The following is an 18,701-nucleotide window of genomic DNA, read 5'->3' on the forward strand; positions in this document are numbered from 1 at the left end:
ATTATACTTAATCCTTTTTAGGCGCTACACCCCTAACTTCTCTTGAACATCCTTCATTACATCCGGATCAAAACAACTTCCAAACGAACTACCCTTTCGCACTGATCTTCCAAAATGGTACTGATTAGCACCTACAGCCTCATGAATTTCCTTGATATTTGCAGGTGTAAGTCCTGAACCTGGCATGATGACAGGCCCACTTCCCTTTTCTACAAGTTCTCGAAGTTGTTGTTTTCCTGCTTCAGCGTTTGCTTTACCACCTGACGTGAGGATCCGCTTCACGCTCTGCTGGTATTTTGCCAATGTTTCATATGCATCCTGCTGTGATGGTACCTCGTCAAATGCCCGGTGAAATGTGACATCCAACTTAGGATAAAGCCGGATAAGTTCCTCCAGCATAGATGTATTAATTGTAAGGTCCTCATTTAATGCCCCAAAAACAATGCGATTGCAGCCAAGTTTTTGAATGACATCGATATCGTCACGAATAATCTTCAAATCCTCATTTGTATAGCAGAAATGATAGCTATGCGGGCGGACCATCACCTGCACAGGGATGGTTACCCTCTCCATTACTTGCTTGATTGTTCCATAACTCGGGGTCAAGCCGCCCTCCTGCATAGCAGAAACGAGTTCAAGCCGATCCGCTCCAAGCTTCTCAGCCTGAACTGCTTCCTGTCCATTTTGTACAATGACTTCTAATTTCATCAGATCACCAGCCTTTATATGTATTATCTTGGTAGTTACAGGCATCTCGCTATTGAAATAGTTTTATCAATGCTTGTGTTCCGCTGTCGTTTTCTCCTTTTTCGGCAAGCTCTTTATACAGTTCCAGCGAAAGTGAAAGCCCTGGTGTGGATAGGCCCATTTCTTGTGCCGATTCTAGCGCAATGGTCATATCCTTGATAAAATGCTTCACATAAAATCCTGGGTCAAAATCATAAGCAAGCATCCGCGGGGCTAGCTTTGATAAAGAAAAACTGCCTGCTGCACCGGTTGTAATGCTATCCAGGACACGGGAAGGATCAAGCCCTGATTTTTTGGCATAGGCTATTGCCTCACAAACCCCAATCATATTCGATGCAATGGCAATTTGGTTTACTAATTTTGTATGCTGACCTGCACCGGCTTTCCCTTGTAAAATGATATTCTCTCCAAGCACATGAAAAATAGGGGAAACTTCATCAAATACATGCTGTTCACCACCAGCCATTATGGCAAGTGTACCATTTCTCGCACCGACATCACCGCCTGATACCGGCGCATCTAATACATGAATATTTTTTTCTGCTGCTTTTTGACTAATGTAAATGGCAAGTGCTGGTTTGGATGTAGTCATATCAACAATATATGTACCAGGCCTGGCATTTTCAATAATTCCGTCTTCCCCAAAATAGACACTTTCCACATCTGATGGATAACCTACCATTGTAATAATAACATCAGATGTCTCCGCTAATTGAGCAACAGAGCCCTTCCATTGAGCGCCGTTTTCCAATAAGTCCTGTGCTTTTTCTTTTGTCCGGGTATAGAGATTGATGGAATAACCTGCCTTTTGCAGATTTAACGTCATACTCTTCCCCATTACGCCTGTTCCAATAACCCCAATAACTGACTTCTTTGTAAGCATAACTTCACACACCTCTCCCTTTCTACTAACTGTTTCCATTATATTAGAAAACTTGGTTTATCACCACGATCAATGATTAAAGCTACTTTCACTTTTTTTTAATTACAATAAAAAGTTCTGACCATTAAGGACAGAACTAGCTTTCTCGTTTAATACCCCGGAAATTCTTCAGTAATGATATTACTATCTTTCACCCCAGCTTCAAGCAGCATCTCCCGCATATCCCAGACCATACCGGGTGGACCAGACAGGTAATAAATTGACACATTCACATCTGAAATATACTTTCTTAGCATATCAGCATCAATATAACCACTTTCCCCATTCCAATTTGAGTCAGTTCGAGTCATTACCGGAACAAATGTGAAGTTATCATTTTTCTTTGCAAATGCTTCAAAGTCATTCAGAAATGGTGCGTCATCAGGTGTCTTATTCGAATACAGCAACGTCATGTCGTGTGCTGATTTATCAATGGTTGCCTGGGCAATCATACTCCGTACTGGTGTAATGCCAATACCTCCAATGATAAATACAGCAGGTGTTGATTCCGTTTTATGCAGGGAAAAATCGCCAAATGGTCCATTGAATTCAACCTCTGCACCCTCCGGTAAATCCTTTAGTACCTGCTTATAAGCAGAATCACGTATTCTTGTAGCTATCGCCAATTTATTTTCAGCTGGCGCATATACAAATGAAAAGTCTCTTGAATTCCCTTTTTCATCTGTCTTACTTGGTTCAATTAAATTAAACTCACCAAATTGTCCTGCCTTAAACGCCATCCCCTCAGGCTTTCCCCAGTGAAACAGCATCGTATCATTCGCAATAACTTCCTTTTTAATTAATTTAATCTTACTAGCAGACACATTATTCAGCTCCCTTCCATCTCAATCAACAATTTATATAGTTTTACCCAATACAACCAAATTTCAATCTGAAACGTCGTGCCTGTCACTACCCGGTTTTTGTCAATATATGTCGAACCGAAACTGAAAAGGATGCGTCCCATCTTGGAAACACACCCCTCTATCACTTACTCTATATCGGAAACTTTCACAATTGCTTTGCCTAGGTTCGCACCTTGAAACAGATCCAGAAATGCATCGATTGTTTGGTCGAACCCTTCTGTAATGGTCTCTTCGTACTGAATTTTCCCTTCCTGAAGCCATCCTGCTAACGCTTCAGCCCCTTCTTTAAAACGGGATGCATAATCACCAACAGTGAAGCCTTGCATTAATGCGCTTGATTTAATCAGGTAGCTGTGGACACGTAATCCAATATCGGCCTCCTTGTTATTATAGGCAGAAATCGCTCCACAAACAGGGATACGCGCAAACTTATTCAATAACGGAAGAACGGCGTCACCGATTTCCCCGCCAACATTTTCATAATAAACATCAATTCCATTAGGACACGCTTCCGCCAACGCCGTTTTAATATCCACTGTTTTATAGTTAATCACAGCATCAAATCCGAGTTCATTTTTGAGGTATTCTATTTTTTCTTCTGAACCAGCAATACCAACGACATAAGCACCTTTAATTTTGGCAATCTGGCCTACAACTGAACCGACAGCACCTGCCGCTCCTGACACAACAACCGTTTCACCTTCTTTAGGATCAGCAATATCAAGCAGTCCGAAATAAGCTGTTAGGCCTGTCATACCTAACACGCTTAAATATGCAGACGCCGGGGCAAGACTCGTATCGATTTTTCGTACCTCGGCTTCCTTCACAACCGAATATTGCTGCCATCCTAAGCCCCCTGTTACAACATCATTTTTTTCAAAATGTGCGGACTTCGACTCAATAACTTGCCCAATCACAGCACTTGTAATAACAGAGTCCAATTCAAATGGCGGGACATAAGACTTCACATTATTCATTCTTCCTCTTAAATAAGGATCGACCGATATGTAATTCGTACGGATAAGTACTTCACCCTCAGCAGGCTCTCCGGTCGGCACTTCGGCAAATTCAAAATCGTCCTTTGTAGGTGTTCCTGACGGTCTATTTATAAGTTTAATTTGTTGTTGCAATATGAGTCATCCTTTCCTGATTATCAACTTTAATCTATTTAAATAATAACACGCATCTAACCCTATATATACCAATAAGGAAGCTGTCATCCTGTTAAAAGACTGACAGCTTAACCAAATTATCGCTTATCCTTGATTATTTGGGCGAACAATCACTTCATTAACATCTACATTTTCCGGCTGATTCACAGCATAATAGACAGCTTCAGCAATGTCCTCACTATTCAATGGCGTCATTGACCCAGCACCTTTTTTGAAATTAGAAAGAACTTCTTCATCCGTAATCGTATCTGTTAACTCCGTCTGGACAATACCTGGAGAAATCGATGTCGTACGGATGTTACTTTCTGCCACTTCTTTTGCCAGTCCTTCCATCATAATACGAACTGCAAACTTTGTCCCTGAATACACAGCACTGCTTGGAAAGACTTCATGTCCGGCAACGGAAGATGTTGTTAAAATATGGCCAGTATTTTTTTCCAGCATATGTGGAAGTACTGCTGCTACACCATAAAGTACACCCTTGATGTTAACATCAATCATTTTGTCCCACTCATCGATCTTCAGATTTTTCATAAAGGATAATGGCATTAACCCTGCATTGTTGAAAAGAACATCTATCTGTCCGTATTCTTTGATAGCAAAATCAGCAAGTTCCTGCATTTGTTCTCTCGATGTAACATCTGTTTTCTTTATTGAAATGGTGCCATTTTCAGAGCTGATTCTATTTTTGATTTCTTCTAATCGTTCTTCTCTGCGTGCAGCAAGGACAACATTAGCGCCCTCATTCGCAAGTTTTTCAGCTGTTGCTTCACCAATACCACTGCTTGCACCAGTAATCACGATTGTTTTTCCTTTCATATTACCCATATTCATCACTCCAATAACTAGTCTAAATAGTATCTTCCCCTGCATAGCCATTTTTAATCGAAGGGACAAACAGGGACAGGAACCTTGTCCCCCCATTTGCCTATACTTTTGAGTGCGTATCGCCCCTATACTTCACCCGCAAAAAAAAGAGGTTGAGACATAACTAAAAATCTCTCGCCCCACCGTCCAAGGTTCGCTACGGGCGGATGCGCACCTTAGGGCACGGCCTCAGCCTCCTTTCCCCGGCAAGGGGTATGCCGACATTGTCCGTAAAGGACGGTTTTAGTCGGCCTTCATTTAATCGCACTGCGGAATCTTCGGACACGTGCTATTCCCGCTGGAGTCACCCGCCCTCCGCTCACCCGGAATGGTGTAATGCTATCACACATTTCTTCTATAGCGATTCCTATTCCAGTCAACAGCGGAGGAAATATACGTAAACTCCTGTGGGAGTTGAGGCTCATCAGCCGCCCTAGGTGCGCGAAGTGTATTTCCGGAGCGGCATAATAGCACTCAAACTTTAAAAGGTACATCGCAGGTTATATCTAAACAGCAAAAAAATCCGAACTAATTCGAATTCTATCTCAAGAATTTGAATCATAGTTCGGATTTTACTTTGAATTAAATATTTTTGTCCCAGCTACATTTGCTGTTTATCTTTAGTTCTTTTCAAAGATTGTTCCTTTTTTGAACTTAGAACCTTTGAAAGCAAACTTTGTAATTAGAGGATAAAGGATTAAAGCAGAAACAAATCCGATAATCCATGCTAAGTCCACAAAAATAAATGCGAGTCCTGCAGAAACGAGCATTGCTATGATTGCAGCAGAGTTGAAACCAGAGAAATCTCCATTTTTCTTGTACAGCTCATCTACATCAACTTTTTGTTTTCTTAGTAAGTAGTACTCCATAATCATAATTGCTACCATAGGTCCTAAGAATGCAGAGTAAATTAATACGAACATATCCAGACCCTTCGCATTTGAATCTTGTACAAGTAACCAAGGGAACGATATCATTGCAAGTAACCCTGTAATTGTAACGGAAATTTTATAATTTAATTTCGTGAATAGCTGAATTACATAAGTCGGCGTAACAATATTTGCTACCATGTTCACTGCGATTGAACCAAATACGATAAATACTGAAATGAATATATCAATATACAGATTATCAAATAATGCAGGTAAACCTAAAGCTGGATTTGTATAGCCTGTTGCACTAGCCAGCATAGCACCAACCATTATTACGGATCCATAAGCAATTAAGATTGGAGCAAAGTATAATAAACCTCTCTTTTTATCACTGTAACCTGTTTTTAATTCTCTGGAGTAATCTGCTGCACTAAGGAAAATAGCGGCATAATTACCTAAGAATACCATGACATATCCAAAGAACGGAAGACCCCAGGATCCTTCAGAATTAACCCATATATCACTAACTGCTTGTCCATGGTCTTTAACTAAAACAACGAATACTGTAGCAATAATTCCCATCAAAACAACTGATGCAACGGATTCAACCCATTTAATACTTTCAAAACCTTTCATTGAAAGCAGGATTTGAATTATTAATAGAATAACGAATGTAATTGCTGGGTTATCAAAACTACCATCAGATACTATTTTAAATATTTCATTTAGGGCTGTACCCCCAATCCAACTCTGAATACCATACCAAATTACAGCTGGCACTGCACGAAGCAGAGAAGAAATTAAAGTACCTTTTTCACCAAATGATATTTTTAATTGTGATACATAAGGAATCCCTGTACGGTATCCCACTCTGTCATTTAATGCAAATAATGTAGAAATAATTCCAATTGCTATGAAAGCAGCTAACATTGTTTGCCAAATATTAAGGGTTGCAATCCCTGCAACAACAACACTGGCACCCAATGTCATATTACCCATATTCACTCCGTCACCAATCCACAGTGTCATGTAACCTAATGCACCTATTTTTCTATCTTCTGGTCCAAAAGATCTAAGTGAATCAGTTTGAGCCGCTGCATCAACATTTTCATGCGAAGTTTTATTGTTTTTTTTATCGGCCATCTTTGTTCAACTCCTAGAGTATAAGTAAGTTTTGAATCATATACTTTTTTTGCTTAGTTTTTTTCTACTTCTTCATTAATTCGCCTTTTGGCTGACCTAGAATACCTTCTTCAAGATCAAAGACTTCATTTCCACGTAAAATAGTTTTTGTGACACGACAGTTAATCGTTCTTCCTTCGTATGCACTGTGTTTATTTTTGTAGTATAAATCTTCTCTTTTGACAGTATAGGATTGGTTTGGATCTACAAAAATGATATCTGCATCCTTCCCAATTGCAATTTCTCCTTTATCCTTTAAATTAAAGCGTTTTGCAGGAGTTGTTGCAATTAGTTCAACAAACCTTTCTATTGGTAAACCACGCTGTTTTACAGCAAGGTCGAACATTAAATCAACATTATTTTGTGCACCACTAATCCCTCCCCATGCTTCAAAGAGGTTATCTGCGTTTGTTTTCAAATCCTCCGTACATGGTGAGTGGTCAGATGTTAACCAATCAATATTACCATTTAATAATTCTTCCCATAATTTATCGTGATCTACTTTCTTTCGAATTGGCGGCTGGCATTTTGCATAATTGCCAATTTCCTCAACATCCTCAGCAGACATTGCAAAATAATGCGGGCAAGATTCGACTGTTACATCAAGCCCCTCTGCTCGTGCTTTTAGAATTTCCTGTACAGCTTCTGAAGTACTGATATGAACAATATGAAGTCTGCATCCTGTTTCTTTAGCAAAAAGTAATGCGCGTTGAACTGCTTCAACCTCAGTAAATACTGGACGTGCATCAGGGTAATCCATCGCAGATACTTTACCTTCACTAACAAATTCAGCTTCTAATTTTGAAGTTATGACAGGATTCTCCGAGTGAAGGCAGAGTGTTTGATCGAGTTCAGCTAACTTTTTCATACCTTTATATAAAGTAAAGTCATCAGCTCTTTCAAAGTCCCCTGGAATATCACTTCCAACATTAGAAATGAATGCTTTAAATGCAGGCACCCCAGCTTTGTGCAGGTCCTCTAAGTCATCGATGTTACCTGGAATAAGTCCACCATAAAAAGCATAATCCACATAGTTTTGTGTTTTGGCAGCCTCAAGCTTTAAGTCTAATGCTGCTTTATTTGTTGTCGCAGGAAGTGCATTCAATGGCATTTCCACATAGCTTGTTGTACCGCCTGCAGCTAATGCTTTAGATCCAGTTTCGAATCCTTCCCATTCTGTTCTGCCTGGTTCACTAATATGAACATGGGTATCTACCATGCCTGGTAAAACATATTGGCCTGACGCATCAATTACTTCTTTTGCATCATCAATTATATTTTCAGCAATAGCAGTAATTTTTCCATCTTTAACACCAATTTCGACTTTTTTCGGACCATCACTTAATATGACTTCACCATTTTTTATGATTAAATCCAACACTGTGATTCCTCCTAATTTAAATATCCATTCATTTAGAGCAAACGACGACTCGCCATACACCACACAGATTTTGTATAAATGACAGATAGAACATCGAAGCTTCATTGATCCAAATGAATACATATCACTACTTTCAATAGAATTGGGTAAAAGGGCATAGCCAAAGCGCTTTCACCCTATGAATTCATTATATATCGGATTTCTCCAGAAGTATTTATCCTTATTAGATAATTTTTCTTTTAAAAAATCTATTTATTATACTAAGTTCCTATAATCAGACTAAAAACTTATCCTATTTCATCGCATTATTTAAATTAACTTCCGCTTTTCTAAAAATAACACTCTATTTTATTTAGGTTGGATAAAAATCACTAAAAAATACACTCCAATTTATATCTTCTTCCTATAAATCGGAGTGTATTTGGCTTTTATTTTGCAAATGGATCTTTGTGATCATATTTATTATGATGAACAGCTTCAGAAGTTAAATATTCATAAACATCGTCAACAATTTCAATATGTTCTGACTTCTCTGCTCTTTCTTCACTGCGCTGACCCGGATAAGATACGCGGTCAAAACCTGCACGAGGCTTAACTTGGTTTAATTCATTCATCGTATTTGTAATATTTTCTTTAAATATTTCAGCGGAAGTAAAGAATTCCGGATTAATTACTAGATGGAGTTGACCAAGCTTACGATGCTCTGTTAAATCTTCATACATAGAAGTTACTTTATTTCCGCTTTCCAAACCAAGTAAGAGACCTGATAGAATATCAACCATCATCATTAATCCATAACCCTTTGGTCCGGCAATCGGAACAAGTGCTTTTACATTAAATGGGTCTGTAGTTGGTTCACCATTTTCATCAACTGCCCAATCATCAGGAATTTCTTCATTCTTCGATCGTGCATGAAGTACTTTACCCCAAGCTTGAACTGTTGTTGCCATATCAAAAATTACCTTCTTGCCAGAGCTGCTCGGTGCTGCAAATGCAATTGGATTTGTACCATAATAAGGCTCAGCACCGCCAAATGGCACTACCATTGGGTCAGATTGACACATCGATAATCCAACTAACCCCTCGTCCGCTGCTTGTTCAACGAAATAGGATAATGCTCCACTATGGCTAATATTTTTCACACCGACAACAGCGACGCCATTTTCTTTCGCAACAGCAACAGCTTCTTCCATTGCCTTCTTTGCCATATAATGCCCTACACCATTATCCCCTTCAAAAAGGGCTGTCGATGGGCCGGTTTTCTCAAATTGTATGGCTGGATCATTATTAATTCCGCCCTTAGCAATTCGTTCGGCATAATATTCTACACGCATTGCACCATGGGAATGATATCCTCTTGCATCTGCATGTACAAGTACATCTGTGACAACATTTGCATGTTCTTCATTTAATCCTGCTTTGATTAATTTATTACTAATTAACGTTTCAAGTTCTTGTACAGTTACTTTCATTTGTCAACACGGCCCTTCTATTTCATATTCAATTCCAAAATTATTCCTGTTAAAAATGAAAAATAAGTATAAAGGGACGTCTGCTTTGTCAAAAATAATCTGCTTGCGTGATTATCATCAGCTACAAATTTTTGTTGGAAAGAGACGCCCCTATTTTCATTTTTTCTATTTGAATTTCATACCGTATAAGTCATTTCGTTTTCATTCAACTGATGCGCATCAAACATAATACTTACTTCGCAAATGGATCCTTATGATTATAATTGTTATTATGAACAACATCCGATTCTAAGTATTCGTAAATGTCATCTACAACCTCGATGCCTTCTTTTTCATAAGCTTCTTGCTGTATGTCATTTGGCTCACCTGGATATAAAACTTTATCAAAACCTTTTGCCGGTTTGATTTCATGTAAATCACTCATTTTTTTCGTAATGGACTCAAGGAATGCTTCTCCGTTACCAAAGAACTCAGGATTAATAACAATATGAAGCTGACCTAGTTTACGTGATTCTGTAAGATCTTCGTACATGGATGAAACATGTTTTCCAAATGGCAAGCCCAATAAGATTCCGGCTAATATATCAACCATCATCATTAATCCATAACCTTTTGGTCCAGCAATTGGAACAAGTGATTTCACTTTAAACGGGTCTGTGGTTGGTTCACCATTTTCATCAACTGCCCAGTTATCAGGGATTTCTTCATTCTTCGAGCGTGCATGAAGTACTTTGCCCCATGCTTGAACAGTTGTTGCCATATCAAAAATAATGTTCTTGCCAGAGCTGCTAGGTGCTGCAAACGCAATTGGATTCGTTCCATAGTAAGGTTCTGCACCGCCAAATGGCACTACCATTGGGTCAGATTGACACATTGAAATTCCTACCATCTTTTCATTGGCCGCTTGCTGTACAAAATAAGAAAGTGCACCACTATGGCTGATATTACGTACGCCAACAACAGCAATACCATTTTCTTTGGCGATGTTAATTGCTTCATCCATTCCCTGTTTTGCAAAATAATGACCTACACCGTTATCCGCATCTAACACCGCTGTACTTGGTCCGGTTTTTTCAAATTTCACATCCGGATTCAAGTTAATGCCGCCTTTAGCAATACGTTCAGCATAATACTCAACCCGCATTGCTCCATGCGAATGAACTCCTCTTAAGTCTGCATGAAGTAATACATCGGCAAGCACCTCTGCATGTTCCTCAGCTAACCCTGCAGCCACTACTTTATTTTTCATTAATTCTTTTAAATTTTCTTTTTGAACTCTCATTTTTTGCACCTTCTCATCTATATTTTTATTTATTTATAGATCGGCGTCACGATTACAGTCTTTAGAATAAACGTAAGTCAGTTTTTCTCTGCCTACTGCATAACACGCTTGTTGCACGTATGGTCCCATGAAGATATAATCATCTTTTTTGACTGTAACCCAATCGTTATCAAGATTATAAAGACCTTCACCTGAAAGTAAATATGCGCCGTGCTCTTGTACATGTGTTTCGATAAATGGATGACCTGCTCCAGGATCAAAGGTTAAAATATGGAAGTTCATATCAAAAGCTAAGTCTGAGGGTAATAAATCTCTAATACGCATTTCCTTAACGCCACCGTATGGTTCTTCCTCCATGTCATTTGCATTACCTGTTACCAACCATGGCTTTTCTTGTCCTTCAAGCTCTTTATATTTTTGTTTATAAAGGAAAATTTTCGAATCGCCTTTTTTCACATTTTTCATATACATTTTTGTACCTGGCGGGCAATAGATATAACCGCCTTCTGTGAAATTATATTCCTTATCTTCTACCGTTACTTTCACTTCACCTTCAACAACATAGAGGAATGTTTCAACATTTGCGTCACCGCCAAAGCCTCTTTCTTGATTGTGGCCGCCTTCATACATGGTAATAATATAGTCGACAAAGCTTGCTCCAAGTCTTGGTGAACCCAAAATGGAAACATAGCTGTTTTCAAAACCTGGCACACTGTTGTTAACTAGGCCTTCTGGTGAGATTAATGCATATAAACCTTGCTTAATAATCGATCTTGACGAAAGTAAGTTTTCTGGATATCCCATTTGATACCTCTCCTTTTATAATTTTATTGATGTGATTCAGAAAAAAATCACAGAATTGATCCATTTGTTCGTTGATATTCCAACCAAATTTAAACCAATTTCTTGGAACACCTATCACTTATTATTCTTTATAAGCTAATTCATAAAGTGAGGCAGCCATTGCTTTTACACCTTCAAGTAAATCTTCCGGTTTTGTGTATTCATCAGGATTATGTGAAATACCATCAACACTTGACACAAACAGCATTGCTGTTGGGTAATACGGTGCCAAAACCTGTGAATCATGACCAGCACCACTGTACATTAATTTATAATTTAAACCTTCTTTATCACAGCTGTTGGCTATTACATTGACAATATTTTCATCCATAGGTACCGGATCCTCGTCCATCCACATATCAATTGAAATGCCGATTTCGTCTTCCTTCGCTATCCGCTTCATTGTTTCTTCGGCAAAATCAGTAAATGAAACGAGTGCTTCCTTATCCGTATGGCGTGTATCAATCGTTAACAATACTTTGCCGGGTACAACGTTTACCACGTTTGGAGTTACTTCCATCTTGCCAAAAGTACAAACAAGCGGATCCCCAACTTGCTTCGCCTCTGTAAGTACTTCCGTAATAATTTTACCTGCAGTGAAAACCGCATCTTTACGATATCCCATTGGTGTTGTGCCAGCATGATTTGCCTGACCAGTTAATTCAACTGTAAACCGTCTTTGCCCAACAATACTTTGAACAACACCAACAGACTTTCCTTCTTTTTCTAGTACATTACCTTGTTCATTATGAATTTCAAGGAATGCTTTTATATCTTTTCTTAGCTCTTTGGTTTCATCTCTGAAATCGAACCCAGCCTTACGCATTGCTTCCTCAAATGGAATACCATTATCAAAAGCTAATTTCCCTGCAACATCTTCTTTCTTTGCAGTCCCTACAATATTTTTGGAACCCCAGAAAGCTGTAGGAAAACGGCTGCCTTCTTCTTCCGCCATAGAAACGACTTCCAGGTTTCTAAGCGGTTGACCGTACTTTGCCTTTAAGTATTTAATTGCTAAAAATGCAGTTATGATTCCATACTGACCATCATAGTGTCCAGCATTTCGCACAGTGTCAACGTGTGAACCGGAAAGGATAGTTTCATCAGGATATTTCGTACCTTCGAATTTACCGAATAAATTCCCAATTTCATCATATCTCGTGGTTAATCCTTCTTTCTCCATTTCCTCTTTCAAAAATTGCTGTGCCTGTACCCATTCCTCAGAATACAAAAAGCGTGATATTCCACCGCTGGGATCTTCACCATATGAGCCAAGCTTATTTAACATATCCACAATTACTTCTTCAGTTAGCTGCAATATTCTCTTCCTTTCTAAAAAAGCATAAAATGATATAATATCCTCTACTAATTATTGTAATTCTTGCCAGCCTCAGTTTCTATGTAGTACTAAGATAAATAATGCGCGTTTTTTTATCAAACTTAGGTAAGATTTATTAGTTTAAACACATTTCTAGTTACTTTTCCCAATTAACAAAAAAACAACCATCTTCCAGGTTGTTTTTCGTTATTTGTTTTTACATGCTTTGTTTTTATACAATTATAAACTGCGAAGTATAAGCCGCTCCGGAAATACACTTTGCGCACCTAGTCGTCTGATGAGCCTCCTTGCTCCTACGTCGCTGCGTAGTCTCATCTAGGCTTCAGCTCCCACAGGTACCTAGTATATTTCCTCCGCTATTGACTGGAGTAGGAATCGCTATAGAATAAATGTGTGACAGCTACACTAGTCCGGGTGAGCCGAGGGCCGTGACTCCTGCGGGAATAGCACGTTCCGAAGACCCCGCAGAGCAACTAAATGAAAGCCTTTCAAGGTTTATGCCTTCAAATTATGCCAAAAAATTATTCATTTCTTTCAATCACATCAATAATCCTTAACCCTACTTGCACAGACAGCATTTCTTCTGGGTCATCCAAATTCATTCCGGTAATTTCTTTAATTCGTTCCAGCCTGTATGTTACTGTCTTATAATGCACATATAGTAGCTGTGCCGATTTTGCAATATTTTGCTTGCATTGCAAAAATACATTTAACGTTTCAAGTAATGTATCTTTATTCGTCTTTCCATATTCAAGTAATTTTTGCAGACTTGAAGGAATAAAACCTTTTAATTGATTAAGATCATTAAATTTATAAAGCATACGATAAATCCCCAAATCATTGAAGGTAATAATAAAATCCTCCTGATTTGAAGCTTGTCCGATATTTAATGTGTCTTGCGCTTCTTTATAGCTTTGTGCCAAATTTAAAATAGAATTTGAAATATTGCCGATCCCAATCTGGACAGCATAACCTTTCACATTCGATTTAAATTTCCCAAGAATATGCTTAGACGTTTCTTTAATTTTATTTATTTCTGCATTATGATCCTCTTTTTTCTCATTTACTTTCCACAATACGATGATTTCATCTACCCGATCACGGATAATCGCTCCGTTCAGATAAAAATCGATTGAGTTCGCTAATAACGCATAATGTTTTTGCATTTTTTGATGGTTGTCAAGGTCTTTTTCTTTATGTTTTGCCGGTTTAATTGATTTCAAATTAAAAATAACGACTGCATATTTTGCTTCTGTATCAAATTTGGTTGTTGTTGCACGATCATAAATTGTATTCATCGATTTAATTTTCCCTGAAATCAAATCGTCAATTAAGTCATTTTTAAATTTCTTTTCAACTTCCGAAACTGCAATTTGTTTTACTAATTCCAGCGATAGAGCAGTAGCGGCATTCTCAATCGTAATAAAGTCATATTCCAGCACTTCTTTGTTCACTGCACTGACGATGAGATAGATCTTTGTATGATTAACTGTTCTAATCGGCACAAGAATTTGCTCGCATTCCCGCTCTTGCAGTTTTGGAAAAATAACTTTTCTACGATAGAAAGGAAATTTTGTATCCATGTTTTTTTCTTCGATTTCTTCTTTATCAAGATCATAAAATAATTCTACATCATCATTTGTTGAGGCGATTTTCTGAAACGATTCATTATAAATCGTCACTGGATTACCAATCAATTCTTCAAGTGTTTTTATAATCTTATCACTGCCAACGTTTTGCAATGATAATTCTGTAAAACGGCTATGAATTTCTTTAAAATATTTAAGTTTCTCAGCTTGTTGATTAAATAGTTGTCCCATTACCGGGTATGTTATCTCGATAAAAGCTATGTCTTTAGGGATTTTGATAATAGGGATTGAGCGCTTTTTACAAACCTCCAAAACAATGTCGGGAATTTCATTGAATACCTTTGGAACCTTTACAATTAAAGCGCTAATTTCCTTATCTGCAAGTTCATTCATCCATGTACCCTTTTCCTTTTCAGAAAGACCTTTTATAGGATAAAAACTGGTTAAGATTAATTCTCCTCCTTTTATCCAAGAGGAGATATCAGGGGAATCAATAACGGTAATACCAGATATCTTATTCGCTAAATCTTCTCTATCACCAATAAAAACAGCATCCTTACAGGCATCAACTTTTAATAAATCTTTTATTGTATAGTCCACATGATCACCCCTTTTCATCAATCCATTTTTTTCTTACGTTTTTATAAGGTTACGTTCATTTCAAATACCACTGCAAAGGGAATTTTTTACTATAATAACGTGTTAAATCACTCCATAATTATAACATTTATGAACTGCATGATACACAATAATACACTGACACGTAATTATCACCGTCTGGTATATAGACTATTCTCTTATTAACTTCGTATTCAAAAGGTAATAGCAGGAAATACCTAAACAATGCAAAGTTTTTTTATCCATTTCTTCCAACGACATATATGTGAAAAAGTTTACAATTGAAGTGTAGGATACTAATTGGCGTTTCCTGTTCAACTTAATAGATTTGGAGCACGCAACCATAGATAGGTTATCGTGTACAAGCATAGCTAGACAACCGGACAAGGAGGAAATTAAATGAATTCTTATGACTTAATCATCCGTAATGGACAGATTGTAACGGAAGATTCCGTGTTCAAAGGTGATATCGGTGTAAAAGATGGGAAAATTACTGAAGTTTCTACTACAGCATTAACGGAGGAAGCTTCAAACGAGATAGATGCAGCTGGCTTACACGTTATGCCAGGCGTGATAGATACACATGTGCATTTCAATGAACCAGGAAGAACAGAATGGGAAGGTTTGGCTACTGGAAGTCGAAGCTTAGCTGCAGGTGGAGCAACATCATTTTTCGATATGCCATTAAACAGCACACCACCTGTTATTAACAAAGATAGTTTTGATAATAAAAACGAGCTGGCTGATAAAAAAGCTGTTGTACATCCATACCTTTGGGGAGGGCTTGTACCACAAAACCTCGCTGACTTAAAAGATCTAAACGACAATGGTGCTATTGGGTTTAAAGCGTTTATGTCACCAAGTGGTATTGATGACTTCGATAATGCAAATGACGAAACATTATATAAAGGTATGCAGAAAATCGCTTCTTTCGGTTCAATTCTTGCTGTACATGCAGAAAGTACGGTAATATGTGCACAATTACAAGAAGAAAAATTAGAAGCAGGTCATACAAGCGCGAGAGATTTTGTAGCATCCCGTCCGATTGTTTCTGAAATGGAAGCGGTCAGAAGAATTATTTCGTATGCTGAAGCAACAAACTGTAAACTTCATGTTGTTCATGCAAGCAGTAAGCAGGTTACTGATTTAATTAATGATGCTAAAAAACGTGGAGTAGATGCTTCTGTTGAAACATGTGCACATTACTTAGCCTTAACAGTGGAAGATTTAGAAGAAAAAGGAGGCGTGGCTAAATGTATGCCTCCACTTCGCGATCAGGAAGAGGTTGATGGTTTATGGAAAGCTTTAGCAAATGATGAAATTGATATGATTGCTTCTGACCATTCTCCTGCTCCTGCAGATATGAAAACTATCACAGAAAATTACTTTGAAGGCTGGGGAGGTATCTCTGGCGCACAATCAACATTGAACGTCCTGTTGACTGAGGGCTATCACAAACGTAACTTTTCATTAAATAAAATTGTTCAGGTTACAGCTTCTAACCCTGCAAAACTCTTTGGCCTAGAAGGTAAAGGTGCTTTAGAAGTTGATTATGACGCTGATATTATTTTAGTCGACTTAAATGAAAGCTTTGAATTAAAAGAAGAAGATCTATTTTATCGGCATCAGCATTCACCATATATCGGCAAAACCTTTAAAGGGAATATAAAAACAACAATTGTCAGTGGAAATACCGTTTATGAAAACGGCAAAATCCTAGCTGATAAATAACAGGGCAAATCGATAATAAAAACCAATCCTCTCTATTTGGACTGGTTTTTATTATCTTTTAATGGTTAGCCGCATGTGCAATTTACCTTTTAGCAACAATTTCAATTTCAACATCCGCACCAAGCGGCAGTTCATAAACAGCTACACAAGTTCTTGATGGATATGGTTCTTGAAAAAAGGCTTCATATACACTATTCATCTCATCAAAGTATTTCATGCTCGTTAAATATACATTCACTTTAACAACATTAGCTTCAGTAAGGCCCGCTTCCTTCAATACAGACGCTAAATGTACAAAACATTGTTTCGTTTGGCTAGAAATATCTTCAGTTGCTGGAATATCTTCTTGATTCAGACGATTTTTCGCTGTTTGTCCTGAAAGGTAAATGTACGATCCTGCATCTACTGCATGTGAGTATGGTCCTGAAGCTGATACATTCTTTGCAATATACGTTTTTCGCATGATTAAAACCCCTTTTAAATTTTTATCCGTTCTGTCATCAATTCGACGACATCGCAAAAACACCTAGTGGAGGTAATGAAATGTCAACAACCTATACCTATAAACAACTAAACAATCTTGAAATCAAAGCAGAACTTTTCCCTACAACTCAAGAGGCTGCACCATTAATCCTGTATATTCATGGTGGTGGCTTGATTTGGGGAACTCAAAATGATATCAATAAAGAACAAGTTGAACTGTTTAATGATAACGGTTATCATGTGCTATCAATCGCCTATCGCTTAGCACCAGAAACAAAGATACCTAAAATTATAAACGATATTCAAGACAGTCTCGTTTGGGTTAAAGAAGAATTACCACAGCATCTTGATTTTGACCATAACAAAGTCATTGTCATGGGTAATTCTGCTGGAGGCTATCTCGCTTTAATGTCCGGTACTTTTGAGAACAGACCGGATGCGATTATTTCCTTCTATGGATATGGCAATATTCTTGGTGATTGGTACAGCACTCCAAGTGATTATTTCAACAAAATGCCAAAAGTAAATGAATCCCTGGCAAAGCAGCTTATTCAAAAAACTGAAACAGCAGAAGCGCCAATAACAGCACGGTATGCAATTTACTTGTATTGTCGCCAGCAAGGGGTTTGGCCGGAATATGTAACAAATCCATCCACTACAGATTTAACACAATATTGCCCTGTAAACCTCGTGGATCAAGAATATCCGCCAACATTACTGTTACACGGTGATGCGGATGAAGATGTGCCACTTGAGGAATCTGTTAACATGCAAAAGGCATTGGATGAACATCAAGTAAAAAATAAGTTGATCACGATTCCTAATGGAAAGCATCAATTTGATGAAAATATGAGCGATCCTGCTGTCAAAGCTGCATTTGACAATGTATTGCAATTTCTTAAAGACGTATAATTTTGTTTGATAAATTTGATAATCCAATAATAAAGCAATATTTGTAACAGTGCTAAGCAAGTTGATATCCACTGCAGGTGCAAGACGTTTTCCGTACCAATCAACTTTGAATTGACGAACAATCAATTATTCGTTTGTAAGCTTGAGTAAATGCCGCCTTGGTATCCGGATCGGTGAAAGTAAGTATTTGTCTGCAGTTGGAATTATAAAGAACTGCGCGTTTCTTGGAGTTGCTAATTTAAATAATTTAAGTCTATTTTGTCCATCCAATAACAGTTGTTTATTTTAAAATTGTAATACACAATCCAGCGGAGGAAATACACGTAGACTCCTGTGGGAGCTGAGGCCTAGATGAGACTTCGCAGCGACGTAGGAGCAAGGAGGCTCATCAGCCGCCCTAGGTGCGCGAAGTGTATTTCCGGA

The 18,701-nt window shown here is 38.0% G+C and carries 15 protein-coding genes; 2 read left to right on the top strand and 13 right to left on the bottom strand.

Features of this window, described 5'->3' with window-relative positions:
• Positions 1–24: 24 nt before the first annotated feature.
• The 12 genes from ACTWQM_RS02165 to ACTWQM_RS02220 form a co-directional block, all read right to left on the bottom strand.
• Positions 25–753, bottom strand: coding sequence for a copper homeostasis protein CutC (locus ACTWQM_RS02165; protein ID WP_443256520.1), 729 nt, complete (start codon positions 751–753; stop codon positions 25–27).
• A gap of 4 nt (positions 754–757) precedes the next feature.
• On the bottom strand, positions 758–1,630 hold the full coding sequence (locus tag ACTWQM_RS02170) for an NAD(P)-dependent oxidoreductase (protein ID WP_443256521.1): 873 nt from the start codon (positions 1,628–1,630) through the stop codon (positions 758–760).
• Between the two features lie 149 nt (positions 1,631–1,779).
• Entirely contained in the window at positions 1,780–2,493 is a 714-nt protein-coding gene (locus tag ACTWQM_RS02175; RefSeq protein ID WP_443256522.1) for an FAD-dependent oxidoreductase, read from the bottom strand.
• Between the two features lie 167 nt (positions 2,494–2,660).
• Positions 2,661–3,665, bottom strand: a complete 1,005-nt coding sequence (locus ACTWQM_RS02180) for an NADP-dependent oxidoreductase (protein ID WP_443256523.1) — start codon at positions 3,663–3,665, stop codon at positions 2,661–2,663.
• Positions 3,666–3,791: 126 nt separating this feature from the next.
• Positions 3,792–4,535: an SDR family oxidoreductase gene (locus tag ACTWQM_RS02185; RefSeq protein WP_443256524.1), complete on the bottom strand. Its 744-nt coding sequence runs from the start codon at positions 4,533–4,535 to the stop codon at positions 3,792–3,794.
• A 659-nt stretch (positions 4,536–5,194) separates the two neighbouring features.
• Positions 5,195–6,589, bottom strand: a complete 1,395-nt coding sequence (locus ACTWQM_RS02190; RefSeq protein WP_443256525.1) for an NCS1 family transporter — start codon at positions 6,587–6,589, stop codon at positions 5,195–5,197.
• A 64-nt stretch (positions 6,590–6,653) separates the two neighbouring features.
• On the bottom strand, positions 6,654–8,009 hold the full coding sequence (gene allB / locus ACTWQM_RS02195; protein ID WP_443256526.1) for an allantoinase AllB: 1,356 nt from the start codon (positions 8,007–8,009) through the stop codon (positions 6,654–6,656).
• A gap of 428 nt (positions 8,010–8,437) precedes the next feature.
• Positions 8,438–9,481, bottom strand: a complete 1,044-nt coding sequence (allD, locus tag ACTWQM_RS02200; RefSeq protein WP_443256527.1) for an ureidoglycolate dehydrogenase — start codon at positions 9,479–9,481, stop codon at positions 8,438–8,440.
• 232 nt (positions 9,482–9,713) lie between these two features.
• Entirely contained in the window at positions 9,714–10,763 is a 1,050-nt protein-coding gene (allD, locus tag ACTWQM_RS02205) for an ureidoglycolate dehydrogenase (RefSeq protein ID WP_443256528.1), read from the bottom strand.
• Positions 10,764–10,796: 33 nt separating this feature from the next.
• Positions 10,797–11,567, bottom strand: a complete 771-nt coding sequence (allE, locus tag ACTWQM_RS02210; protein ID WP_443256529.1) for a (S)-ureidoglycine aminohydrolase — start codon at positions 11,565–11,567, stop codon at positions 10,797–10,799.
• Positions 11,568–11,688: 121 nt separating this feature from the next.
• Positions 11,689–12,924 (bottom strand): allantoate deiminase, encoded by a 1,236-nt coding sequence (allC, locus tag ACTWQM_RS02215; RefSeq protein ID WP_443256530.1) that lies wholly within the window; start codon positions 12,922–12,924, stop codon positions 11,689–11,691.
• 542 nt (positions 12,925–13,466) lie between these two features.
• Positions 13,467–15,152, bottom strand: coding sequence for a PucR family transcriptional regulator (locus ACTWQM_RS02220; RefSeq protein ID WP_443256531.1), 1,686 nt, complete (start codon positions 15,150–15,152; stop codon positions 13,467–13,469).
• A 399-nt stretch (positions 15,153–15,551) separates the two neighbouring features.
• Here ACTWQM_RS02220 and ACTWQM_RS02225 point away from each other — a divergent pair, with 399 nt between their 5' ends.
• Positions 15,552–16,883, top strand: a complete 1,332-nt coding sequence (locus ACTWQM_RS02225) for an allantoinase (RefSeq protein WP_443256532.1) — start codon at positions 15,552–15,554, stop codon at positions 16,881–16,883.
• Between the two features lie 82 nt (positions 16,884–16,965).
• Here the strand turns inward: ACTWQM_RS02225 and ACTWQM_RS02230 are convergent, their stop codons facing one another.
• Positions 16,966–17,346, bottom strand: coding sequence for a RidA family protein (locus ACTWQM_RS02230; RefSeq protein WP_443256533.1), 381 nt, complete (start codon positions 17,344–17,346; stop codon positions 16,966–16,968).
• A gap of 80 nt (positions 17,347–17,426) precedes the next feature.
• Here ACTWQM_RS02230 and ACTWQM_RS02235 point away from each other — a divergent pair, with 80 nt between their 5' ends.
• Positions 17,427–18,278 carry an alpha/beta hydrolase gene (locus ACTWQM_RS02235; RefSeq protein WP_443256534.1) on the top strand — a complete coding sequence of 284 codons (852 nt, stop codon included), beginning with the start codon at positions 17,427–17,429 and terminating at the stop codon, positions 18,276–18,278.
• Positions 18,279–18,701: the final 423 nt, after the last annotated feature.

This window comes from Virgibacillus sp. L01 (genome assembly GCF_052246775.1).
In the GTDB taxonomy this organism is placed as follows: domain Bacteria; phylum Bacillota; class Bacilli; order Bacillales; family Amphibacillaceae; genus Lentibacillus.

What these genes read in the sequence shown, in the direction of transcription:
- allE (WP_443256529.1), bottom strand. Translation starts at nt 11,567, where the DNA reads ATGGGATATCCAGAAAACTTACTTTCGTCAAGATCGATTATTAAGCAA.
- ACTWQM_RS02170 (WP_443256521.1), bottom strand. Translation starts at nt 1,630, where the DNA reads ATGCTTACAAAGAAGTCAGTTATTGGGGTTATTGGAACAGGCGTAATG.
- ACTWQM_RS02185 (WP_443256524.1), bottom strand. Translation starts at nt 4,535, where the DNA reads ATGGGTAATATGAAAGGAAAAACAATCGTGATTACTGGTGCAAGCAGT.
- ACTWQM_RS02220 (WP_443256531.1), bottom strand. Translation starts at nt 15,152, where the DNA reads ATGAAAAGGGGTGATCATGTGGACTATACAATAAAAGATTTATTAAAA.
- allD (WP_443256528.1), bottom strand. Translation starts at nt 10,763, where the DNA reads ATGAGAGTTCAAAAAGAAAATTTAAAAGAATTAATGAAAAATAAAGTA.
- ACTWQM_RS02235 (WP_443256534.1), top strand. Translation starts at nt 17,427, where the DNA reads ATGTCAACAACCTATACCTATAAACAACTAAACAATCTTGAAATCAAA.
- ACTWQM_RS02225 (WP_443256532.1), top strand. Translation starts at nt 15,552, where the DNA reads ATGAATTCTTATGACTTAATCATCCGTAATGGACAGATTGTAACGGAA.
- ACTWQM_RS02230 (WP_443256533.1), bottom strand. Translation starts at nt 17,346, where the DNA reads ATGCGAAAAACGTATATTGCAAAGAATGTATCAGCTTCAGGACCATAC.
- allD (WP_443256527.1), bottom strand. Translation starts at nt 9,481, where the DNA reads ATGAAAGTAACTGTACAAGAACTTGAAACGTTAATTAGTAATAAATTA.
- ACTWQM_RS02165 (WP_443256520.1), bottom strand. Translation starts at nt 753, where the DNA reads ATGCCTGTAACTACCAAGATAATACATATAAAGGCTGGTGATCTGATG.
- ACTWQM_RS02190 (WP_443256525.1), bottom strand. Translation starts at nt 6,589, where the DNA reads ATGGCCGATAAAAAAAACAATAAAACTTCGCATGAAAATGTTGATGCA.